The sequence below is a fragment of the Gryllotalpicola kribbensis genome (assembly GCF_039538245.1).
Taxonomy (GTDB): Bacteria; Actinomycetota; Actinomycetes; order Actinomycetales; family Microbacteriaceae; genus Gryllotalpicola; species Gryllotalpicola kribbensis.
On sequence record NZ_BAABBX010000004.1, the window covers coordinates 29340 to 52077 of the forward strand.

General features: G+C 71.5%; 21 protein-coding genes. 11 read left to right on the forward strand and 10 right to left on the reverse strand.

The genetic code is table 11. From position 1 onward, the window contains the following. The first annotated feature begins 86 nt into the window (after positions 1-86). From ABD716_RS02615 to ABD716_RS02645, 7 genes are all read left to right on the forward strand, one after another. On the forward strand, positions 87-1199 hold the full coding sequence (locus tag ABD716_RS02615) for an ABC transporter substrate-binding protein (RefSeq protein WP_344773506.1): 1113 nt from the start codon (positions 87-89) through the stop codon (positions 1197-1199). Positions 1200-1302: 103 nt separating this feature from the next. Next, positions 1303-2364 carry an LLM class flavin-dependent oxidoreductase gene (locus ABD716_RS02620; RefSeq protein ID WP_344773508.1) on the forward strand — a complete coding sequence of 354 codons (1062 nt, stop codon included), beginning with the start codon at positions 1303-1305 and terminating at the stop codon, positions 2362-2364. Next, complete coding sequence (locus ABD716_RS02625) at positions 2364-3044, forward strand: cysteine hydrolase family protein (protein ID WP_344773510.1); 681 nt, start codon at positions 2364-2366, stop codon at positions 3042-3044. The genes ABD716_RS02620 and ABD716_RS02625 overlap by 1 nt, the downstream gene beginning before the upstream one ends. After that, positions 3041-4375 carry an NtaA/DmoA family FMN-dependent monooxygenase gene (locus ABD716_RS02630; RefSeq protein ID WP_344773512.1) on the forward strand — a complete coding sequence of 445 codons (1335 nt, stop codon included), beginning with the start codon at positions 3041-3043 and terminating at the stop codon, positions 4373-4375. The genes ABD716_RS02625 and ABD716_RS02630 overlap by 4 nt, the downstream gene beginning before the upstream one ends. 18 nt (positions 4376-4393) lie before the next feature. Further along, positions 4394-5806 (forward strand): MFS transporter, encoded by a 1413-nt coding sequence (locus tag ABD716_RS02635; RefSeq protein ID WP_344773514.1) that lies wholly within the window; start codon positions 4394-4396, stop codon positions 5804-5806. Continuing rightward, a complete protein-coding gene (locus ABD716_RS02640; protein WP_344773516.1) occupies positions 5806-6306 on the forward strand; it encodes an NADPH-dependent FMN reductase in 501 nt (166 codons plus the stop codon). The genes ABD716_RS02635 and ABD716_RS02640 overlap by 1 nt, the downstream gene beginning before the upstream one ends. A gap of 1 nt (position 6307) precedes the next feature. Beyond that, positions 6308-6808 (forward strand): flavin reductase family protein, encoded by a 501-nt coding sequence (locus ABD716_RS02645; protein ID WP_344773518.1) that lies wholly within the window; start codon positions 6308-6310, stop codon positions 6806-6808. Here ABD716_RS02645 and ABD716_RS02650 read toward each other — a convergent pair whose 3' ends face one another. The 3 genes from ABD716_RS02650 to galU are packed head-to-tail and all read right to left on the reverse strand — an operon-like array spanning position 6809 to position 9746. Beyond that, positions 6809-8038 carry a hypothetical protein gene (locus tag ABD716_RS02650; protein ID WP_344773520.1) on the reverse strand — a complete coding sequence of 410 codons (1230 nt, stop codon included), beginning with the start codon at positions 8036-8038 and terminating at the stop codon, positions 6809-6811. A 51-nt stretch (positions 8039-8089) separates the two neighbouring features. Continuing rightward, positions 8090-8746, reverse strand: a complete 657-nt coding sequence (locus ABD716_RS02655; protein ID WP_344773522.1) for a GNAT family N-acetyltransferase — start codon at positions 8744-8746, stop codon at positions 8090-8092. Between the two features lie 34 nt (positions 8747-8780). Further along, a complete protein-coding gene (gene galU, locus ABD716_RS02660) occupies positions 8781-9746 on the reverse strand; it encodes a UTP--glucose-1-phosphate uridylyltransferase GalU (protein WP_344773524.1) in 966 nt (321 codons plus the stop codon). 39 nt (positions 9747-9785) lie between these two features. Between galU and ABD716_RS02665 the strand changes: the two genes are divergently transcribed. Genes ABD716_RS02665 through mscL form a run of 3 tightly spaced genes read left to right on the forward strand, consistent with a single transcriptional unit; the run spans position 9786 to position 11242 of the window. Then, positions 9786-10403 (forward strand): 5-formyltetrahydrofolate cyclo-ligase, encoded by a 618-nt coding sequence (locus ABD716_RS02665; RefSeq protein ID WP_344773526.1) that lies wholly within the window; start codon positions 9786-9788, stop codon positions 10401-10403. Between the two features lie 46 nt (positions 10404-10449). Continuing rightward, positions 10450-10707 carry an FmdB family zinc ribbon protein gene (locus ABD716_RS02670; RefSeq protein WP_344773528.1) on the forward strand — a complete coding sequence of 86 codons (258 nt, stop codon included), beginning with the start codon at positions 10450-10452 and terminating at the stop codon, positions 10705-10707. 58 nt (positions 10708-10765) lie between these two features. Beyond that, entirely contained in the window at positions 10766-11242 is a 477-nt protein-coding gene (gene mscL, locus ABD716_RS02675) for a large conductance mechanosensitive channel protein MscL (RefSeq protein WP_425553370.1), read from the forward strand. Positions 11243-11270: 28 nt separating this feature from the next. Here mscL and ABD716_RS02680 read toward each other — a convergent pair whose 3' ends face one another. The 3 genes from ABD716_RS02680 to pdxR form a co-directional block, all read right to left on the reverse strand. Continuing rightward, on the reverse strand, positions 11271-11405 hold the full coding sequence (locus ABD716_RS02680; RefSeq protein WP_344773532.1) for a hypothetical protein: 135 nt from the start codon (positions 11403-11405) through the stop codon (positions 11271-11273). Positions 11406-11725: 320 nt separating this feature from the next. Continuing rightward, positions 11726-15445 (reverse strand): DEAD/DEAH box helicase, encoded by a 3720-nt coding sequence (locus ABD716_RS02685; RefSeq protein ID WP_344773534.1) that lies wholly within the window; start codon positions 15443-15445, stop codon positions 11726-11728. A 120-nt stretch (positions 15446-15565) separates the two neighbouring features. Next, the gene (gene pdxR / locus ABD716_RS02690; protein WP_344773536.1) at positions 15566-16993 is read right to left on the reverse strand and encodes a MocR-like pyridoxine biosynthesis transcription factor PdxR; all 1428 of its coding nucleotides are present in this window, start codon (positions 16991-16993) and stop codon (positions 15566-15568) included. Positions 16994-17062: 69 nt separating this feature from the next. Between pdxR and ABD716_RS02695 the strand changes: the two genes are divergently transcribed. After that, a complete protein-coding gene (locus ABD716_RS02695; protein WP_344773538.1) occupies positions 17063-17797 on the forward strand; it encodes a pyridoxamine 5'-phosphate oxidase family protein in 735 nt (244 codons plus the stop codon). A gap of 19 nt (positions 17798-17816) precedes the next feature. On the opposite strand, the gene ABD716_RS02700 is transcribed toward ABD716_RS02695, so the two are convergent. The 4 genes from ABD716_RS02700 to ABD716_RS02715 all read right to left on the reverse strand — a co-directional run bounded on the left by ABD716_RS02700 (position 17817) and on the right by ABD716_RS02715 (position 22735). Beyond that, a complete protein-coding gene (locus ABD716_RS02700) occupies positions 17817-19409 on the reverse strand; it encodes a S53 family peptidase (RefSeq protein WP_344773540.1) in 1593 nt (530 codons plus the stop codon). Between the two features lie 72 nt (positions 19410-19481). Next, positions 19482-20624: an esterase-like activity of phytase family protein gene (locus tag ABD716_RS02705; protein WP_344773542.1), complete on the reverse strand. Its 1143-nt coding sequence runs from the start codon at positions 20622-20624 to the stop codon at positions 19482-19484. A 214-nt stretch (positions 20625-20838) separates the two neighbouring features. Beyond that, positions 20839-21204, reverse strand: a complete 366-nt coding sequence (locus ABD716_RS02710; RefSeq protein ID WP_344773544.1) for a histone-like nucleoid-structuring protein Lsr2 — start codon at positions 21202-21204, stop codon at positions 20839-20841. Between the two features lie 178 nt (positions 21205-21382). Beyond that, positions 21383-22735 (reverse strand): FAD-binding oxidoreductase, encoded by a 1353-nt coding sequence (locus tag ABD716_RS02715; RefSeq protein WP_344773546.1) that lies wholly within the window; start codon positions 22733-22735, stop codon positions 21383-21385. Between the last annotated feature and the right edge of the window lie 3 nt (positions 22736-22738).

Sequence of the window (22738 nt, forward strand, 5' to 3'; positions counted from 1 at the left end):
GGGGGCGCCGGTCGACCCTTGCCTCTTTTCCCACGTTCCGTACATTCCGCCCCTCCCCCAGCACCACTTCACCAACTAGGAGTGACATGCAGCACCGTCTCATCAAGACCGGTCTCGCCGCCCTGGCCGCCGCCGCGCTCGCGGTCGCCGTCGCCGCGTGCAGCTCGGGCTCACCACAGGCCAGCGCGGGCAAGGCCGGCGCCGACATCTCATCGAAGCGCTGCGCCGAGAACAAGGCCGCAGGCAAGATCACCTACCTGTCCGGCTACCAGTTCCAGTCCTCGGCCTCGATCCTCGAATACATCGCGGCGAGCCAGCTCGGCTACTTCAAGGACCTGTGCCTCGACGTCCAGCTCAAGCCGGGCAGCGGCGACACCGCACAGAACACCAAGCTGCTCGCATCCGGGCAGGCCACCGTGGCCGCGGTCGCCGAGCAGGACCTGATCCAGGCGCGCGCGAACGGCATCGACATTGAGGGCATCTCCTCGTACTCGAACGCCGGCCTCGACATCCTGATGACGAACTCCGACATCACCGACCTCACGCAGCTCGACGGCAAGGTCGTCGGCCACAAGGGCTACGTGCCCGCCGCGGTGGAGGCGATGATGGTGAAGGCCGGCGTCACGTGGGACTCGCTGAAGCTCGTGAAAGAGGGCTACGACCCGACCGTCCTGCCGCGCAAGCAGGGCGGCCTCGAGGCGCTGACCGGCTTCATCTCCAACGAGCCCAACCAGCTGAAGGCAGCCGGCGACAAGGTCACCGTCTGGCAGCCCGTCAAGTACGGCGTTCCGAGCTCGCTGGGCGCCATGGCGGTGAACCCCGCCTTCGCCAAGGCGCACCCGACGGCCGTCGAAGACATCCTGCGCGCAGCCCTGCACGCCTATGCCTACTGCTCCTCGAGCGACGCGCATGTCACTCAGTGCGTCGGCTACGCGGCGGCGCTCTCCGGAGCGACCTACGACAAGAAGCTCAACGCGACCATCTGGAAGACCGAGACGCAGGTCGTGAAGGACAATCCGACGCCCGGCCAGCCCCTCGGCGGCGTCGACCCGGCGAACGTGACCAAGCTCGTCGACATGCTGCACGAGTTCAAGATCGTGCCTGCGAGCGTGACCTCCGATGAGGCGGCGGGCTGGTTCGACAACTCCTACATCACGGCGATCTACTCCGGCGGAAAGCTCGTCTGGCCCGCGCCGTAGCGCTCACCGCCCCGCCGGGTCCGGCCCGTGGCAGCGCCCCGCCCGGACCCGGCGCACCGGCGCCTTCCCACGCATCCGCTCACCCTGAAAGGCAGGCCGCGACATGGCCGCGAAAGAATACGGAATCTTCCTCCCCATCGGAAACGGGGGCTGGATGCTCTCGACGAGCGCCCCGCACCCCGAGGCCACCTACGCGTGGAACAAGCGCGCGGCGCTGCACGCCGAGGCGATCGGCCTGGACTTCATCATGTCGATGGCGAAGTGGCGGGGCTTCGGGGGCACGACCGACCACTGGGGGCGCTCACTCGAGTCGATGACGATGATGTCGGCTCTCGCCGAGGCGACGAGCCGGGTCAAGATCTGGGCGACGATGCACGCGAACCTGCACAACCCCGCGGTCGCCGCGAAGATGTACACCACCCTGCAGGACGTCTCGGGCGGCCGGGCGGGCATGAACATCGTCAACGGCGCCTATGCGGCCGAGTTCGAGCAGTTCGGCGTCTGGGACCCCGAGCTCAGCCACGCCGACCGCTACGAGATGACCGAGCTGTGGACGGAGGCCGTCACGCGGCTCTGGACGGAGGACTCCGTGACCATGCACACGCCATATTTCGACCTCGAGGACTGCGAGTCGCGCCCGCACCCCGCCACGCGCCCGACCATCATCAGTGCGGGCAAGTCGGAGGACGCCCGGAAGTTCCAGGCGCGCTTCGCCGACGGCGCGTTCCTCGCGGGCGACAGCCTCGAGGAGATGCGCGACCTCTCCCGCGATGTGCACGAGCGCGCCGCGGCGAACGGGCGCAGCTGCAAGACGTACTCGATGCTCACGGTCGTGCAGGCCGAGACGGACGCGCTTGCGCAGAAGAAGGTCGCGGAGTGGGGCGCCGGCGTCGATCGCGAAGCGCTCGCCCTGATGCGCCGCTCGTGGGGGGTTCCCGAGGAGCAGGCGCGCGCCTGGGCCGCGGGCGCGGTCGGCGAGGCCGCGTTCCAGACCGCCTACGTCGCCGGCTCCGCCGACACCGTGCGCGAGCACATCCAGTACATCGTCGACGAGGCCGAGCTCGACGGGCTCATGCTGATCTTCCCGGAGTACGACCGCGACATGCTGCTGTTCGGCGAGACCGTGCTGCCGCGGCTGCGCGCCGAGGACGAGGCGGCGGCGTGATGGCAGAGCTGCGTGAGGCGCGCTTCGCCCAGCTGACGGACGGCACACGGCGCCCCGCCCTGGTCGTGGTCGATGTCCAGCGCGACTTCGGCGACCCCGAGCTGCTCGGCGCCTACGGCCTGTCTGATGCCGCCGTCGCCGCGCTGGACGCCGCGGTCGGCCGCATCGGCGAACTCGTCGACACCGCCCGCGCGATCGGCGTGCCGGTCGTCTGGGTCGAGCTCGGCAGCGACCCGAGCCGCCCCTGGAAGTCGAGCGCGTGGCTGCGCGAGGGCGACTACAACGCCCCCATGAGCGCCGCCGAGCCGTGCATCGTCGGCACGCCGGGCGCTGAGTGGTACCGCATGCAGCCCGCCGACGGCGAGCTGCGCGTGGTCAAGCGCGGCTACAGCGGATTCCTCGGCACCTCGCTCGACGCCGAGCTGCATGCCGCGGGCTACGGCTGGCTCACCATCGTCGGCCTCACGAGCGAGTGCTGCGTCGACGCGACCGCACAGGACGCGATGCAGCTCGACTGGCCGGTCGTGATCCCCCGGGACGCGACCGCCGCCTACGACCTGGCGGTGAACGAGGCGGCGCTCGTGCAACTCGAGCTCAACGTCGCCGTGATCTCGGACGTCGACGAGGTCGTCGGGCTCTGGGCGCGCGCCGTTCGCGCCGGGGCGGGGGCCGCTGCATGAGCGGCATGCACCTCGCCTACGACCTGTCCTTCACGCACACCGAGGGCGGCTGGGCACGCCCCGGTTCCTGGGTGGGGCGCGACTTCCCCGACGTCCGGATGTTCCTCGAGCTCGCCCAGACGGCCGAGCGCGCGGGCGTCGACATGCTCTTCTTCGGCGACGGCTCGGGGGTGCCCAGCACGTGGCGGGGCAGCATCGAGCCGGCCGTGGAGTGGGGCATCCAGTGGCCCCGCCACGACATGTCGCCGATCATCGCGGCGATGTCGACCGTGACGGAGAAGATCGGCTTCGGCCTGACGTATTCCTCCACGTTCATGCATCCCTTCTACGTCGCGCGGCTGCTGAACTCGCTCGATCACGTCACGGGCGGGCGGGTCGCGTTCAATGTCGTGGCTTCGACCCGCGGGGCGGATGCCGCCAACTACGGCTATGCGGAGCTGATGGACCACGAGCTGCGCTACGAGCGCATGGAGGAATTCATCGGCGTCTGCCGCGCGCTCTGGGACTCGGTGGCGCCCGATGCGATCATCCGCGACCGTGAGTCGGGCCGCTTCGCCGACCCGGCGAAGGTGCACGCCATCGACCACGCGGGGCGGTTCTTCACCGTGAAGGGGCCGCTCGCCTCGGTGCCGAGCCCTCAGGTGCACCCGGTGATCGTGCAGGCGGGGAACTCGCCGCGCGGCATCGCCGCATCCGCGTCGTTCGCCGAGCTGATCTTCGGCTTCGGCGGCAGCCTCGCCGGTCAGCAGCGCCACCGCGCACTGCTCGACGAGGCACTCGCCGACGCGGGCCGCGACCCCGCGCACGTCGGCATCCTGTGGGCCACCCAGGTCATCGTCGGGCGCACGCGGGCCGAGGCCGAGGAGCGCCGCGACTCGGTGCTGCGGTACTGGAGCGAGGAGGCGGTGGGCACCTACCTGTCGCACAACGCCGGCTACGACTTCTCGACCCTGCCCGCGTCCTTCACCCTCGGCGAGCTGCGCGCTCAGATCGTCGCCGCGAACGCCAGCCCGGCCGGGCTGGTCGGGTCGCTGGTGGCGAGCTACGGCGAAGACCACTCGCTCACGAGGGCCGAGTTCTTCGAGCACGGCTGGCGCTCGGCCACAGGTCTCGACCACACCATCGTCGGCGACGCCGCGATGGTCGCCGACGCCCTCGAGGAGAACTTCGCCGCGACGGGCGCGCGGGGCGGCTACATGCTGTCGAGCCCACTCGCCATGCCGTCGGGCTTCGGCGAGCTCAGCGAGCTGCTCGTGCCCGAGCTGCGCCGCCGTGGCGCGCTCGCGCCGCGCTACCCCGGCAGCACGCTGCGCGAGAACCTGGCCGTCTGAGATGGGCGGCAGCCGAGAATGACCGACACGGACGGCACGAAGCCGCGTCACTGGCTCGCCCTCGCCAGCCTCTGCCTCGGCTTCTTCATGCTGCTGCTCGACGGCACCATCACCTCCGTCGCACTGCCCGCGATGATCTCGGGGCTGCACACGACGCTGACCATGGCGATCTGGGTCAACAGCGCGTATCTCTTCGCGTATGCGGTCCCGCTGCTGATCGCCGGGCGGCTCGGCGACCGCTTCGGGCATCGCCGGGTCTACCTCGCCGGGCTCGCCGTCTTCACGGTGGGCTCCCTGCTGTGCGCGCTGGCCCCGTCGATCGACGCACTCGTGCTCTGGCGCGCGCTGCAGGGCGTAGGGGCGGCGCTCATGACCCCGCAGTGCCTGACGATCATCCGCGCCCTGTTCCACCCGCCGCGCCTCGCGGTGGCCCTCGGCGTCTGGGGCGCGGTCGGCGGTGCCGCGACCATCGCCGGGCCGCTGCTCGGCGGCATCCTCGTCGGGGTCGGCGGCTGGCCGGCGATCTTCGCCGTCAACCTCCCCCTCGGCGTCGTCACGGCGGCCGCCGTGCTGCTGTGGGTGCCGGCCGGCGGCCGCACCTCGGCCCGCATCCCGCTCTGGGCGATGGTCGCGAACGCGGCGGCGGTGTTCGCGCTCGTGCTCGGCATCCAGGGGCTCGAGGCCGCCTCGCCGGATGTGCTCGGCGCGCCGCGCTGGCTGTGGGCGGTGTCCGGCGCCGTGGCCGCGACGGCGGTCGTCTGGCTGCAGCGGAACAGCGATGAGACGGCCCTGCTTCCGGTCGCCCTGTTCCGCAGCGGCGGCTTCGTCACCGCCTCATGGGGCGCAGCCGCCGCTGCATTCGTCGTCGGCTCCGCTCCCGTTCCGTTCATGCTCTACCTGCAGGACGCCCGTGGCCTCGGCGTCGTCCCCGCCTCGCTCACCCTGGTGCCGATGGGCGCCGTATGCCTGCTCGCCGCACCGCTGTCGGCGCGGCTCAACAACCGCGTGGGGCCGCGGGTCGTCGCCGTGATCGGCGCCGTGGCGCTCGTCGTGTCGATCGGCGCCTCCGCACTGCTCGTGGCGGCCGACGCCTCACTGATCGCCCTGTCGACGGCCTTCGCGCTCTTCGGCGTCGCGAACTCGTTCGTCTGGTCGCCGTTCTCCATCGCGGCGATCACCACGGTTCCGCGGGAATCCGTCGGCGCGGCATCCGGATCGTTCAACGCCATGAAGCAGCTCGGCGCGGTCCTCGGCAGTGCCGTCACGGCCGTCGCGCTCGCGGCGTGGTCGGATGCCGCAGCGCTCGGAATCCTCGCCGGCGTCGGCCTCGTCGCCGTTGCGGCGGCCGCGACGCTGCGGCTGCGCCCAGCACCTGCCGCCCCCGAACGTCTCATCGAAACCGCACACACAGAAGAACGGATGGTCGCCTGATGGTCACCGCAGCAGTCGTCGTCGGAAACCCGAAGCCCGCCTCGCGCACCCGCGATGCCGCAGAGCGCCTCGCCGCCGCGCTCGGCGCCGACCCGACCGTGATCGAGGTCGCCGAGCTCGGCCCGGGGCTGCTCGGCTGGGGCGACGCCGCGGTCGCTCGGGCGGTCGGCATCGTCCAGCAGGCGGACATCGTGATCGCCGCCTCGCCGACGTTCAAGGGCACCTACACCGGGCTGCTCAAGCTGTTCCTCGATCAGTTCGCCACCGCGACCGGGCTCGCCGGCCGAGTGGGCATTCCGTTCATGCTCGGCGCCGGGCCCGCTCACGCCCTCGCGCCCGAGCTCACCCTCAAGCCCGTGCTCGTCGAGCTGGGCGCGATCGCCCCGGCCCAGGGCCTGTACCAGCTCGACTCCCGCTATGCAGACGACGGCTCGCTGGACACCTGGATCGAACGCTGGGCGCCGGCCGTGCTCGCCGCCGCAACCGTGAAGGAGAAGTGAGATGACCCTGACCCGCGACTTTACCTCAGACCCCGGCGAGATGAAGGCCGCTTTCTCCGGCTTCCCCTCGGGGGTGGCGGCCCTGGCGGCTCGGCTTCCCGACGGGCCGACCGTCATGATCGCCTCGTCGTTCTCCGTCGGCGTCTCGTACGAGCCGCCCATGGTGTCCTTCGCCGTGCAGCGCAGCTCGACCACCTGGCCCGCGCTCTCCACGGCGCCGGCGATCGGCGTCTCGATCCTCGGCGAGAGCCACGCCGAGAAGACCCGGCAGCTCGCCTCACGCGACAAGCAGTCGCGTTTCGCGGGGGTCGAGACGGGCGAGGCGCCCTCCGGCGCGATCTTCCTGCTCGATGCGCCCTGCTGGCTCGAGTGCGCGATCGAGCACGCATACCCCGCCGGCGATCACGACATCATCGTGTTGCGCGTGCTCGCCATGATGAGCGATGACGAGCGGAATCCGCTCGTGTGGCACCGGCAGTCGCTGAAGGTGCTGCCGGCCTAGCTACACCGCCCGACGACGCCGCAGCGCCTCGTCGAGGTTCATGGCGGGCGCGTCGCTCTCGCCGACGATGCCCATGCGCGCATAGCGCGAATCCGGGGCGGATGCCTGCGCCGGCGCAGCCGTCGACGTCGTCGCCGCCCGCTCCGCACCGGTCTCGGCCGGGGCCGGGGTGGCAGCCGGCTGCGAGACCGGCACCGGGGGCGTGTCCGTGCCGAGGTGGCCGCCCAGAACCCCCGCGCGGCCCTGCTGCGCCGCGGGCTTCGCCGGAACGAGCTTCGCGATGCGCGGACCGCGCTGGGCGAGAAGCTCGGCCGCGCGCTCCTCGAGCTCGGCCTTCCCGGCCGCCCGCCGCAGCTCGGCCGCGGCCGAGATCGAGGCCATCGTCGCCGCCGCAGCCGTGCCGCGCGACAGGTGCAGGGGGCGCGGCAGGGGCCGCGGTGTCCACGGTTCGGCCACCGCCGTCTCCTCGGCCTCGACGAGCTGCGTCGTCGAGACGTCGTACTCGGCGTGGTCGTACAGCGCGGAGGCTGCGGCGTCGGCGCCGCGGGCCAGCAGGCGCGTCGCGCGGCGGGCATCCGTCACCCGCTTCGCCAGCCGTGCCAGTGCGCCGAGCGCGCCCACGAACAGCGCCGCGCCGATCACGAGCGGAACGATCGCCCAGCCGGCGAAGGCGCCGAGGGCGAAGACGATGATTCCGGCGAGCAGCACGCCGGTCGACAGGATGCGGCCGCGGCGGATGCCCCGCGCGACGTTCGCCGGAAGGACCGCCCCCGCGGCTCGTGCCTTGCGCGCGGCGGCTTCGGTGCGCTCGCGGGTCGCGGCGACGCGGGCTCTGGCCTCGGCCGCCGCCCACGCGCGCGCCTGGGCGGACGCCTGGGCCTCTGCGCGCGCCTCCGCCTCGGCGGCCGCCTTCTTCTCGGCCAGCAGCTGCGCCTCGGCGCGAGCGGCGAGCGCGGCGCGCTCCTTCGCCTCGGCGACGGCGCGCTGCTGAACCTTCCGAAGCGCCTTCTGCGTCTCCGCGATGTCGCGTGCGGTGGCCTCCACGTGGATCTCCTCCGGAACCTCGGCTGCCTCGGCGAGGATGCGCAGCGTCTGCTGCAACCGGACGGCATTTCGCTCGGTCGCCATGTATTCGCGGCGTCGCAGCCACGTCGGTATCAGGTAGGCGAGCCAGAGCGCCGCGGCCAGCGCCACGACGACGCCTCCCCCGAGCAGGTTCCCGTCCGCCATGGGGCGATGGTATGGGCGATCTCGCGCCCGACCGGGCAAATTACACGCGTGTCATTTGATCACGGGAAGTTGCTGCAGCGCGGCCCTCACGTCGGCCTCTGGGCGCACGGCGTTGAGCGCGGGCACCGCGCCGTCCTTCCAGCGCCGCAGCACGCCCTGGCGCACCTCTTCGACGACCAGCGCGAAGCAGAAGTGGTCGCGCCAGTCGCCGTTGATGTGGATGTACCGGCGCCGGAGCCCCTCGTAGCGGAACCCGAGCTTCTCGACCACGCGCAGCGACGGCTTGTTCTCGGGGCGGATGCAGATCTCGATGCGGTGCAGCCCGAGCTGGAAGAAGCAGTAGTCGGTCACGAGCGCCACCGAGATCGGGGTGATGTTCTTGCCCGCGAAGCGCTCGGAGACCCAGTAGCCGATCGTCGCGCTCGAGAGCGAGCCGTAGGTGATCGACGAGACGTTCAGCTGCCCGGCGAGCTCGCCCTCGTATTCCATGAGGAAGGGCAGGCCATGGCCCGCGCGCGCGTTCGAGAGCAGAGCCCGGATGCTCGCCCGGGTGTCGAAGCCGCCGGATCCGTGCGGATTCGTCGCCTCCCACTGGCGCAGCCAGCCGCGGTTGTCGAGCAGCTCGCGCTCGAGCGACCTCGCGTCGCGCACGCGAGCCGGCCGCACCGTGATGGGGCCGTCCGTCAGCGTCGGCAGAAACAAGGCCATGCCGACCAGATTATCCGGCCCGCGGGGATCGCCCCTATGCGCTGTGGATGATCGGAATGGTGCCCGTGCTCGGGTCGGGCAGCACCTCGCTCGCGGGGATCTGCTCGGGCAGCGTCGAGGCGTACTCGATGAGCCAGTGCCGGAACTCGGGGCCGAGGTCCTCGCGGTCGGCGGCGATGCGCACGATCGACTTGAGATAGTCGAGCCGGTCCCCCGTGTCGTAGCGGCGGCCGCGGAACACGACGCCGTACACGCCGCCCATCCAGTCGGGCCCCTCGGCGATCGTCTGCAGCGCGTCGGTCAGCTGGATCTCGCCGCCCTTGCCCGGCTCGGTGTGCTCGAGGATGTTGAAGATCTCGGGCCGCAGCACGTAACGGCCGATGATCGCGTAGTTGCTCGGCGCGTCCTCGGCCTTGGGCTTCTCGACGAGGCCCGTGATCTTGACCACGTCGGGGTCGTCGGTGGTCTCGACCGCGGCGGCGCCGTAGAGGTGGATCTGGCTGGGGTCGACCTCGAGCAGCGCGACCACGGTGGTGTGCCGGGTCTCGGCCACGTTCAGCATCTTGGTCAGCAGCGGGTCGCGCTGGTCGATGATGTCGTCGCCGAGCAGCACGGCGAAGGACTCGTTGCCGACGTGCGGGCGGGCCCGCAGCACGGCGTGGCCCAGGCCCTTCGGGTCGCCCTGGCGCACGTAGTGGACGTCGGCGAGCTCTGTCGAGAAGTTGACCTTGCGCAGCTTGTCGGCGTCGCCCTTCTTCTCGAGGGACGCCTCGAGCTCGGCCGCCCGGTCGAAGTGGTTCTCGAGCGCGTTCTTGTTGCGGCCCGTCACGAGCAGCACGTCGTGGAGCCCGGAGTCCACCGCCTCTTGGACCACGTACTGGATGGCCGGGGTGTCGACCACCGGCAGCATCTCCTTCGGCATCGCCTTGGTCGCGGGCAGGAACCTCGTTCCAAGACCCGCTGCGGGAATGACGGCTTTCGTGATCGAGGACTTCGCCATGTTCTCAGCGTACAGATCGCCACTCCCTAAAATGTCGGCATGCCCGCAGACGAGATCGCGAATCAGAAGCGCGCCCTGCGTGCCGAGCTGCGGGAACGCCGCCGCAACAAGCCCTTCGTCACCGTCGAGCGCGAGACGGAGCAGCTCACGCAGCGCCTCGAGGCGCTCGTCACGAGCATGGGCGCGACATCCCTCTCCGCCTATCTCTCCGCGACGTCCGAGCCGAACACGCGCCCGTTCTTGAATTGGGCGCGGGATGCCGGCATCCGCACGCTCTTGCCCATCTCGCGCCTCGACGGGCTGCTCGACTGGACGACCGGCGACGGCGAGACCGAGATCGTCAGCCACCTCGGCTGGCCGGAGGCGGCCGGCGAGCTGCTCGGGCCGATGGCCATCAACGACGTCGACGTGATCCTGGTTCCGGCCGCCTCGGTCGACCTGAGCGGCATGCGGCTCGGCTGGGGCAAGGGGTATTTCGACAAGATGCTCGGCAGCATGGGAAAATGTCCCCCGGTATTTGCCGTGCTGTTCGACGACGAACTGGTTGACGAGGTACCCCGCGAACGGCACGATGAGCCGGTCGACGGGGTCGTGACCCCGAGCCGCATCGTGCCGCTGTCGAAGCGCGCGAAGGGTCTGGGCCTTCCCGAGTCCTGAGCCTGCTGTCGTCGGTGAGCTGCGCGGCTCGAGAACGCGAGGAACCATGCCCACCTACTCCTATAAGTGCACAGAATGCGGCCACGCCTTCGACGTCGTGCAGTCGATCAGCGACAGCGCCCTGACCGCGTGCCCGAACTGCGGCGGCAAGCTGCGCAAGGTCTTCGGCCTGACGGGCGTCACCTTCAACGGCTCGGGCTTCTATCGCACCGACTCGCGCAGCGGCTCTGCCGGGGGCGCGGCGGGGCCGTCGTCGGGCTCGGGCAGCGCGTCCTCCGGCGGGTCGAGCTCGAGCGGGTCCTAATATGCAGGTGAACGCTCAGGATTCTCGTCGAGCGCAGGCGGTTCGCGAAGGGGGCAAAGTGCTCAAGGGCTTCAGAGATTTCATCATGCGCGGCAACGTCATCGACCTTGCCGTCGCGGTCGTCATCGGTGCTGCGTTCACCGCTGTCGTGACCGCCATCGTCACCGGCATCATCAACCCGCTGATCAGCGCGGTGTTCAACGCGAAGAGCCTCGACAACGCGCTGAAGGTCGGAATCCCGACCGTCGGTGGCGAGAAGTCGTTCCTGCTATTCGGCTCGGTCATCGGGGCCGTGATCAGCTTCCTCGCTGTCGCCGCCGTCGTGTACTTCGTGATGGTGCTGCCGATGAACCACTTCAAGGACCGGCTGGACGCCCGCAAGAAGGCCGGCCAGCCCGACGAACCCCCGGCGCCGACCGACGTCGAGCTGCTCGCCGAGATCCGCGATCTGCTCAAGGCGCAGCAGGCGGCCGCGGCCGCGGTTGCGGCACCGTCGAGCTCCGGCGCGCACGCCGCCGATCAGCCGCCGCAGTAGTCGGCTTCCGTCGAACGTGCCCCCGTGCTCACCAGTGCGGGGGCACGTCGCGTTTCAGCCGCTCATCGTTCGAGTCGCTGCGCTCGGAGCGCTCCTCGGGCGCCTCGACCCGCGGCGGCAGCGCGGGCGCCGGGTCGGAGCCGGGCGCCGGCGGAGTCGTCACCCGACGATGGGAACGCCGTCGAGGCATCCGTTCTTCGTCCTCGCTCATCCCGTCAATTCTCGCGCCGCTGCGCGTGCGCCTCGGGCGACGACGGCGCTGCGCCGGGGATGCCCGCTCCGCGCACTTGAACGAGAGAACCATTCTTGGCCCCAAGGGAAACATTGGTTCTCCCCGCGAACCAATGTCACCGCGCGCAAACCAATGGTGCCGCTGTCGAACCGTTGGTTCTCTGGCACGCAGAAATGGTTCGCTCGTTCAAGTGTTTCGGAACATACGCCCGCGGCTCGGCAGACAGACAGACGCGCAGCGAGCCCGCCGCGCTACGGCAGGTCGAGCGGCGTCGTCTCGGCGTTCTGCGAGGGCGCTGCACCGATGAGGCGGGCGACGCGGCCCGCGATCGCCTCGGGGTCGGCGAACAGCTCGAAGCTGTGCACGCGCAGGTAATGCCAGCCGAGGCGGCGCAGCAGCTCCGGCCGCAGGCGCAGCGACTCGCGCAACGAGCCGTGCCCGACGATCTGGTCGGTCTCGACCACGACCGCCTTGCCGTGATACGACGCGACCAGCGGAAGGGCTCCACGATAGCCCAGCCGCACCGACAGGCCGCGCCGCTCGAGACGCGCGCGCAGGTCGACGAGCAGGGGCTCGGTCGTCTCGGGGGCGTCCGGCAGCGAGGCATCCATATCAGCCGCCTCGCCGAGCACGTGCGACAGCGCGACCACGCCGTGCGGCAGGCGGCTGTCGTCGACGTCGTCGGGGCGGAAGCACGAGACGATGTCCATCGAGCGGCGCGCACGGGTGAGGCCGACCGCGAGCAGGCGCTCGCCACCGGGCGCCGCGAGGGGCCCGAAGTTCGACAGCAGCCGCCCGTGCGGCGTGCGGCCGTAGCCGACCGAGAAGATCACACGGTCGCGGCTCTGCGCGGTCGCCTGCTCGAGCGTGACGACCGTGAACGGCTCGGCGCGATCGGCGAGCACGAAGTCGGCGAGCTCTTGCCGGGTCTGGAACGCGCGGATCACCGCCTGGTTGACCCGCACGGCATGGCGGTTCGAGGCGGTGATCACCATGAGCGACTCACGCGGCCGGTTCACGGCGTGGTCGATGACCAGCTCGACGACCTTGGCCACCTCGGCGTCGACGGACTCCACCGCGCCCGTCTCGGGGTCGGGCAGCCCGAAGCCCTCCTTGACCACGTGCAGGTTGAGCGAGCCGTGGCCCAGATAGGTGCCCGCCCACGGCAGCGCCTCGATCTTCCCGCCGTAGAAGCGGCGGTTGACGAGCTCGGCGAGGTCGTCGCCACCGGCGCGATACGACCGCGTCAGCGTGAAGACGGGCAGCAGCTCGGAGAGCTGGGCGAGGGTGGAGCTCGTGTGCAGCGCGTCGACGTCGTGCGCGACGACGGGGCTCGCGGCGGCATCCGCCCGCACCGCCGTCTCGAACGGCGACGGCGTCTGCGTCACCGGGTCGCCGAACGCGACCAGCTGACGGGCTCGGCGGATGGCCCCGATGTTCTCGGGCAGCGTGCAGGCCCCGGCATCCACCAGGAAGACCGCATCGAAGTCGAGGGAGTCAGGAAGCTTGCCGACCTCGTAGGGCGACACCAGCCAGACGGGCGCGAGCGCACGCGAGAGGCGCGGCGCGGCGCGGGTGACAGCCTCGGGCGTGGCCTTGTCGGCGCGCAGCAGCTGCTTGAGGGCACTCGCCTCATCGGGGTTGTCGATGACCCCGATCCGCCACGCCTCGGCAAGCTGCCAGGCGAGGTTGCGGCCCTGAGCGCCGGCGTGAGCCTCGTCGACGAGGCGGAAGTCGGCCTCGAGCCGGTCGAGCACGCCGGTGTTCCCGCCGAGCAGCGCCTTGTCGGTCGTCAGCAGGTGCTCGAGCACGGACTGCCACCAGGCGAGCTCGAGTTCGGCCGAGATCTGGGACTCGCCGACATGGCGGCTCGACAGGTCGGCGAGCAGCGGGTCGAGGTTCACCTCGCGCAGCTGCGCGACCAGCTGGGTGCGCTCCTGCAGATTGGCGAGCACCTCGCTCTCGGCGGCCAGCCCGGCGATCTGGTAGCTGAGCTGCGCGAGCGGCAACACGGTGAGCGAGGCCGGCGTGCCGGCACGCGCGAGCGGACCGTCGAGGCTCGCGAGATCGGAGGCCACGCGCTGGTAGGCCACCTGCACATCGGCGATCCCGACGGGCACGGCCGGCGGAGCGCCCGCCTCGGCGAAGCGGTTCCACAGCGTGCGCTGCTGCTGGATCTTGAGCAGGCTCTCGTGCAGGTCTGAGACGTGGACGCCGGGCCGCACGTACTCGAGCGCGAGCTTGCGCAGGCGCCGCCGGTCGCCGTTGCTCATGCCCGCATCGCGCCGCCCCGAGACAGCGGTGATCAGCTCGGTGAGAGGGCGGTCGAAGACGCTCGGCTGGAAGCGGTCGAGGGTCTCGCGCAGATCGGCGAGGAGGCGCAGGTACACCCCCAGCTCGGCGATGTTCTCGAAAGGCCGCAGCTTGGTCGTCGCGATGAGCTTCTGCGCGCGGTCGATGAGGCGCGGCAGCTCGATCGAGTTGAGCTTCTTCGCAAGCTCGTGCGCAGCCTCGCCGTCGGCGGGCGTGCGGAACTGGGCGCCGTACCAGGGGGAATCCCCCGGGCCGTACTTGAACTCGCCGAGGCGCGCGGCCTTGATCAGCGTCTGCGCGGCTTCCTTGCGGCGATGGGCGATCGCGACCAGCGAGTCGTAGTCGAGCCGGGCCGTCGTCGACGGCGGCGTCGGAAGCAGGGCGAGGTTCGCGACCTCTTCGAGTGCGTCGAGCATGCTGACGCCGAGCTCGGGATGCGTGCTCGTGAGGGCGCCGCGGTAGTCGAGCAGCACCTTGCGCAGGCGCACGAGGGCGTCGTCGACGTCGGCCACCCGGGGCTGCTCGGCCTTCTCGTTCCGGCCGATCGAGGCGATGAGATCGCGGCGCAGGGTGTCGGGCCGCACCGCGACGCCGCCGAGACCGACGTGCGCAAGGCGGGCGGCGATGCCGTCGAAGCTCGAGCGACGCGGGCTCGCGACGAGCACGCGCTTGTTCTGCGCGATCAGGGCGCCGAGCGCGTTGACGATCGTCTGCGTGCCGCCCGTGCCCGGCAGCGTCTTGACGATGATCGAGTTCCCCGCGGCGATCTGCGCGACCACGGCGTCCTGCTCTTCGTCGGCGTCGAGCAGCAGGTTGTCGACGGCGGGCGGTCGCGCGTCCTGGCCGACCACCTGCGCGGGGCTGTACGAGCTCTCGACCTGGTGGTGCGCCGCCTGGTTGCCTGCGAGCGCGTCGAGCACGGGGTGGCCGAGCCGCGCGGCGTCGGCGGTCATCGTGCCGGCGACATCGGCGAAGCTCGAGACGACGAGCCGCGGCTGCACCTGGAACCAGGCGAGCTGGGCTGTGAGGGCGCGCAGGCGGTCGATGACCGGCTGGGGTTTGAAGGCGCCGTTGGCGAGAGCCAGTCCGACGAGCTCATCGGGGTCCAGCCGGATGCCGAACTGCTCGCCCAGCGCGCGGGCGAGCTCGGGGTTGAGGAACGGCTTGCCGCGCAGCTTCAGCTCGAAGTCGCGGCCGTAGCGGCGAATCGCGAGCGGCCGCAGCAGCACCGGGGCGAGGTACTCGTCGAGGCCGTTGCGCCAGGCGGCGAGCCCGATCGCGAGGTGCACGCCCTCGATGCCGCGCACGCTGCGCAGCTCGATGCCCTTCTCAGTGATCGCGCCGGCCGCGAGGCGCGCGTTGCGCAGCGCGATGTCGTCGCGAATGAGGCTCGACAGCAGCGTTCGCTCACCCGTGATGAACGTCGGCATACCGCCAGGGTGTGCGGAACCCAGGTCGATGCGGGTGCGCGGCTCGTCGCGGAAGTGCAGCAGCGGCGACGGACCACCGATGTTGGCGAGCTCCTCGCGCCACTTCGACCAGGCGTGCTCGGCGACATTGCCGACCTGGACGCTCGGGTCCCCCGTGGTCAGCTGGTGCGGAGTCGCACCCTGCTGGGCCGGCGGATTGAGGGCGTGGTCGGGCTCAGAATCGGTCATCGCGCCACCCGGCGCGGTCTTCCTCTCGATGCCCCACACGCGGCCCACCCTAGGGTGCGGGCCCGGGGAATCCCGGGATTTCCCGCTGGGTTTCGCGCCATTTCCTGCCGTTTTCGAGGCTCACGCGAGTGCGAGCTCTGCGACGATTCCGTCGAGCGCGCGAGCGAGGGCGGATGCGGGCACCGCGCCGTACCCCAGGACGAGACCGTGCGTGACGAGACCGCTGCCCTCGACGACGTAGAACCCGAGCGGGACGACCACGACGCCGCGCCGACGGATGCCGGCGACGAGGGCGTCTTCCGGCCGGCCGTCGCCCCACTGAACGGTGGCGTGCAGACCGCCGGCGAGAGCGCCCCCCGTCACTCCGGGCAGCGCAGCGAAGGCATCCGCCACCATCGCCCGCTTGTGCGCGTAGTCGCGCCGGACGCGCGCGACGTGCCGCCGCAGCGCGCCGCTGTTCATCAGCCAGGCGATCGCGTGCTGTGTCGGACTCGCGACGACCGCGCCGCGGGCCGAGCGGCCGGCGCGCACGCGCTCGGCCGCCGCGCCACCCTCGGGCACCACGACGTAGCCGCACCGCAGCTGGGGGTTCAGCACCTTCGAGAGGCTGCCGATGTGCAGCACGACGCCCGCCGTGTCGATGGCCGCGAGCGCGGGCAAGGGCGAGCCGTGGTGGCGGAACTCGCTGTCGTAGTCGTCCTCGATGACGACGACGCCTTCCGCGGCGGCCCACTCGAGCAGTTCGTGCCGGCGGCCGATGGGCATGACGGCACCCATGGGGTACTGGTGGCTCGGGGTCACCGAGACGGCGCTGAGCCGCGCCCGGCCGTGCGCCGCTCGCAGCTCGTCGAGCCGCAGGCCGTGCTCGTCGAGGGCCACCGGAACGAGACGCGCGCCGGCCGCCGCGAGCGCCTGTCGGCCGCTGCGGTAGCCGGGGTTCTCGACGGCGATGCGTGCGCCGGGGCCGAGCGCCTCGGCGATCAGCGAGAGGCTCTCGGCGGTTCCCGCCGTGACGATGACGCGCCCCTCCGTCGGTGCGAAGCCGCGACTGAAACCCAGCTGCTTGGCGATCTCGAGGCGCAGTTCGGGCTCGCCGAAGCGGTCGGGGTAGCTGTCGCGCAACGGGACCGCGGCCGCGTGCCGCCAGGCGGCGCGCCAGTCTCGCTCTGAGATCGCCCTGACGGCGGGAACGCCGGGGGTCAGGTCGAGAGGCGGCACCGCGGGCGCAGCCTCGGGCGTCCAGGTGAGTGCCGGGGCGGGTTGTGCGGCCTCTGGCACCGCGGAGCCCGACATCGCGGTCATGGCGGCCACCGGAACCGGCGCCCCGGCGAGAGTGGCCGCCACGCGCGTCGCAGCGCCGTGCCGCGTCGTCAGATACCCCTCGCCGTCGAGCTGCTCGAACGCGGCGACCACGGTGCCGCGCGCGACACCGAGCTCTGCGGCGAGCGCGCGCGTCGACGGCAGGGCGTCGCCCGCGCGCAGGCGCCCGTCGTGGATCATGGCGCGCACCGACTCGGCGACGCGGGCGCTCTTGCTCGACGCGGGCATGACTGGTCCATTCGCTTTTGCGGAAAGTGGACCCCACACTAGACCAGTCCGATGCCTACCGTGAGGAGCATGACGGATGCCTCACCCACCCTCACCGTGCGACGCAAGCGCGAACGCCAGACCGACGACCCCGCCGTGCTGGCGCAGATCCTCGCGGAGGGGCACATCGCCCACGTCGGCATGGTGCGCGATGGGCTTCCGATCGTGCTGCCGTACCTCTACGCGGTGGGCGACCTCGGCGACGGGCTCGGCGCGCAGCTACTGTTGCACGGATCGACGGGCGGCGGGCTCTTCCTGGACGCAGGCGCAGACGGGGTGCCCGTGTCGGCGACGGTCACGCACCTCGACGGGCTCGTCTACGCACGCTCGCTCAACGACAGCTCGGCCAACTACCGCAGCGCGATGATCTTCGGTCGCGCCACGCTGGTGCCGCTCGAGCAGCGCCTCGCGGCGCTCTGGATCGTGGGCGACCACCTCATGCCGGGCCGCCGCGCGGGCGTCCGCGAGATCACCGCCAAGGAGCTTGCCGCGACGACGGTGCTGCGCCTGCCGCTCGACCAGGTCAGCGTCAAGGTGCGCTTCCAAGGGGTCGGCGAAGCGCACGACGACGGTGAGGACCACGGCGTGTGGGCCGGCATTCTGCCGCTTTCCGTGCAGGCCGGCGCACCGATCACGGGAGCGGTGACGGATGCTGGCGTGCCGGTTCCCGGCGACGTGAGCGCCCTCGCCGCGGCGCTCGGCGCCCGCGCCGCCGAGCGTCGCGCTGCCCTCGTCGAGAAGCTGGGCGTCGCGGTGCGGGGCTGAGGCGGCTCGCCGACCGACGCTAGCTCTGCACCGCCTTCAGCAGCGCTTCGCCGTCGGGAACGCCGAGGCCGGTGCACGCGTCCCACCCGGCGGTCGCCGAATAGGCCCCGTTCTCGCCGGAGGTGATGTCGCGGAACCCGGCGGGCGACCGGCCCTTCACGGCGTCGGCGTAGAGCGCCGTCTGCGCGAGGCCCAGCGGCGCACCGGTGGCCTGCACGAGCCGGGCGACGAGCGCCGCCCACAGCGGAGCGACCGCGCTGGTGCCGCCGATGACGGTGTCGTGGCCATCGACGCGCACCGCATAGCCCGTCTCAGGGTCGGCAACGGCGGCCACGTCGGGAACGCCGCGGCCGGTGCGACCGCCGGCTGCCGCCGGCACATCGACGGGCTGCTGCCAGTCGGGCAGCTCGAAGGCGGCGCTGACGCCGCCGCCGGTCGCGCCCCCGCCGCTGCCGTCGTTCCAGACCGTCTCGGCCGTGACCCGGCCCGAGCCGTCGACCTCGAGCCGGGTGCCGCCGCATGCGAGCACATGCGGGCTCGACGCCGGGAAGTCGACGTGCGGCTTGCCGTCGGCCTGACGGTCGGCAGACCCGTCGTCGCCCGCCGCCACGGTGACGGTCACGCCGAGGGCGACGGCGTCGGCGAACGCATCGTCCATCGCCTGGCGCGCCTGCGCCGTCCACTGGTCTTCGCTCTGGCCCCAGCTGATGCTGATGGCGTCGGGCGTGGGGCTCGCGTGGGCGGCCTGCGCGACCGCATCGACGAAGCCCGCGTCGGTGTTGGGCGCGAAATAGACGACGATCGATGCGGCGGGGGCGAGCCCGCCGACCACCTCGATGTCGAGGGCGACCTCGCCGTCGGCGCCGTTCGGGTCGCCGCCCGGCCGGTTCTGCGCCCCGTCGACGCCCACCGCGGTGACGGTCGGCGAGGCCACCCCGATGCCGGCGAAGTAGGTGTCGAGATCGGAAGCGTCGAAGCCCCCGCCGAGCTCGATGATCGCAATGGTGCGGCCGCCGCCGTCTGTTCCGGCGGGGAAGCTGTAGATGTCGCTCAGCTGCACCGGCGTGTAGCTCGACGACACCGCGTGGGGCAGCACCGCGCGGAAGTTGGCCCGCGCCTGCGGGCGCGAATCGAGACCGAGCACGGCGGTCACGACTCCCGAGAGCTGCTCGGGCAGGCTCAGCTCGCCCGTGCGGTGCCAGTGCGCGACCCGGCCGCCCGACGGCGCCTCGCTCTCGGCCCACTCGAGACTCGTGCCGAAGGCCGCCTGCAGCGCCTCAACCGTGCCGGCGACCCGCAGGCGACGGCTCGCGGGGTCGACCGACAGCACCTCGATGCCGTGTTCGGCGAGCGCGGCGGTGACCCGCTCGACGTCGGCCGGGTCGGCGCCGTACTTCGCGGCGAGTTCGTCCCGCGAGATCGCTGTGCCTCGAACGACCGATTCGGGAAGCTCGGCGCGGCGGCGCAGTACGAGGGTCGCCTCGATGCGCGCCTCGGCGCCCGCCGGCACGGACGCCGCCTGCATGCCGGCAGCGGGCGGGCGGGCGCTACCGGGAAGCGGGGCGCGCCCCGCGGGGGTGGCGTTCGGGGTCTGGTCGGCTGAGTTCGTCATGCGTCCCTGCCTACCAGCGGCCACCGACATGCACACCCCCACTCGGGGCACACCATCAGGAACAGTCAGGAATCACGGCAGCGCAACGGCGAGGTTGAGCAGCCGGGTGTGCTGCTCGGCGCTGTTGTTGTCGTCGCTGACGAGCGTGACGCCGTACCTGCCGCCGGGCAGCCGACCGGTCACCGCCATGCCCTCGAAGTTGTCGAGCAGCGGGTTCGCCTGCGTCTCGAGGGCCGGCGCCCCGAGCGTCGGGCACGAGACCAGGTCTGCGAGCAAGGTCTTCTTCACGGCGAGGCGCGGTGAGGCATCCCCCAGGTTCGCGACGCGGCTCACGTCGGCGGCGTGCGACAGCCCGGTCACCGCGAACAGGTTCACGGCGTTGCCGACGGATGCCGACCACGAGGCCTCCTCGACCACCAGGCCGTCGTTCGAGTAGGCGGCCACCTCGGGAATCCGCATGCCGGCATCGGTCTTGTACTCGATCTGCTTCGACAGCGTCCAGTGCCTGCGGGCCTGCGTATAGACCAGCAGGCGGTGCGCGGTGGCGTCGCCGGTCGACGACACGTCGCCCGCGAGCGCGCCCTCCATCGCGGCGACGATGGTGCGGCCGTCGGGCGTGACCGTGAGCCCCTCGAGGGTGGCGTTCGCGGTCGCCTCGCCTGCGGGCGTCGAACCGGTCACGGCGAAGCGCGCGGGCACGGGCAGCGAGGCCTTCTGGGCTCCGTCGCGCCCGAAGATGCGGATCGACGGCTCGGTCTCGGAGCTCACGACGTACGACCCGTCCTTCAGCACGCCGAGACCCTCGTTATCGGCGGCGTTCGGGTCGGTGGCGATGTTCCCGCCGTCGTAGGGCGTGCCGTCGGCCTTCTTCAGCACCAGCGGCGCATGGGTGACCTTCGGGTCGGCGAGGTCGCGGTACGACCAGACGTATTCCGGCGTCGCGCCGTTGTTGTCGAGCGCAGAGACCCACGCGTGCTGCCGCGCGTCCCACGCGATCGACGAGAGGCCGCTCACCTCGGCCCCGAACGCCTCCTTCTTGTCGAGCGCGTCGCTGTAGCTCACGGCGTCGACAGATGCGGAGCAGGCGAGCGGGTCGCTCGCGTGAGCCGGGTGGGCGGGGCCGCCGTGCGACGGTGTGGCGAGCGCGGGCTGGGCGATGAGCAGGGCGGCGGATGCCGCGAGCGCGGCACCCCCGAACACGAACGTCGTGCGCATGGTCCTTCTTTCGAGTCGGACGGCTCGGCATGCCGTCAACGGTGTCCCCCATTCTGGTGACGACACATGAACCGGCGGTAGCCCGAAGAGGTATGGCGCGCTCGCCCCGGACGACGAAACGCACGATTCGTCACCCCAGAATCGGGCTCAAGCGTGACGAATCGTGCGTTAGGCGACGGAACGGATCGCGCAGCTTCCGCCCCGCATAAGCGCGTTACTTGTGCGCGTCCTCGTAGGCCTTCATCACAGAATCGGCGACTCGGCCGCGCGGCGAGACGTCGATACCGTTCGCCTGCGCCCACTCGCGCACAACGGCGTAGCCCGCGCTCCAGTGAGAGGCCGAGGATCCGGGTCGACTTGCGCGCGTCGCGGCCTGACGCGCCGGGCTCGAGAGCGCCGACGAGCGACGACCCGCCGCGATGTAGGGCTGCAGCGCCTCGCGCAGTTTCGCCGCGTTCTTCGCACCGAGGTCGATCTCATACGACTTGCCGTCGATAGCGAACGATACGGTCTCGCCCTCGCCGTCGGCGATGACGTCACCCGAGATATCGTCGACCAGTTGCTCGATAACCTTCTTCATTACGGCACCCTCATATCGTCGATTTCAGCCGGTAACGGGATACCGGTGCGAGGCGATACTAGCGGCGTCCGCCTATTTCCTTACGGCCGAAATACCGGGAAAGGCTTATGTATCGCACGCCGCGACGATGCGGTTGTGATACGCCCAGCCACCATCGGATGCCAGCGAACGACCTCCTTCATCGCACAGCGGCACCGCCGAGGAGGGGCCCGCCGAGGAATGGCCCGCCGAGAATGCGCGACCGCCGGATGCGGTGAAGCGGGTCCACCTCATCAGCGATCGCCCGCGCTCGCGTGGCAAGCGGTGCCGGCAGCGCGTCTGGCACCGATGCTGCTCCGTCGTGCCAGGCACCCGGAGCCAGGCCGGCGTCCGCGGTCCCCCAGACCTCGCGTGCGCGTGCGAAGGCGTCGCCCAGCTGAGGCCGCGTTGAGCGGCCGAGGGGCCCGACGGCGTGGTAGATCAGTGGGGCCACGACCTCGGTGAGCGCGCCCGGCCGCCGCGCCGCGGCACCGCCCACATGGCGCAGCTCCATCATCACGATGGGCGAGTCGTCGGCATGCGCGGTGCGGAGCAGCTCGGGAGCCAGGTCCAGGGCGGATGCCTCGAGCCAGCGTGCGTCGCCGAGGGCCGGCACCGGATCGGGAGGATCGAGGTGGATCTGCGCGAGCCGGGCGGCATCGGCCGGACCCCAATCATCGGCGAGCGGGTGGGCCGCCGCCCGCACTGCCGAGAGCAGCGGCTGCGCCCCGTCGCCACCGTCGGGGTCGGCGACGGACAGGAGGATCGCGACACGGCCCCGAAGCTCGGCGGGAACCACCGGGGCGGCCGTGAGGTGAATGAGCGCGAGGCTGGAGGAGACACTCGGCCCGATGGCGCTCAGGCTTCCGGCCCACGCCTCCGCGACGGTCTCGAGCGCCTCACCCGGCCACAGCAGCCTGCCCGCGTGGAGGGCAGGGGCCGGGAACAAGTCGATCTCGAGCTCGGTGGCGACGCCGACGCCGCCTGCACCGCGAAACGCCCACAGTGCATCGCGGTCGACGGCCTCGCGCGCATCGTCGCTGGCGACGCGCGATCTGCCGAGGCCGTCCACGTAGCCGACGCGGCGGATCGCCCCGCTCGCCAGCCCGTCTCGACGCACCAGCCAGCCGATGCCGCCCGCAAACGAATACCCGGAAATCGACACTGTTCCCGCAGATCCGGCCGGCCCGAGCAGCCCCTGCTGGAACGCCGCCGCATTGACCGCGGCCCACGTCGCCCCACTGCCCACGGTGGCTGTCTTCGCCTCGGCATCGATGCTGACCGACGCCAGCCCCGAGGTGTCCAGGAGCAGCGCGTCGTCCCCCACGGGCGCTCCGGCGCCATGACCGGTCGCCTGCGGCACGACGGTCAGGCCGTGCTCAGCCGCCGCCATCGCCTCGCTGACTTCCGCCGCCGTTGTAGGCGCGGCCACGAGCCGCGGATGCTGCTGCGTCACCGTGTTGTGCGGACGCGTCGCGCGCGCGTATTCGGGCGCTGATGAGTCGTACATCATGCT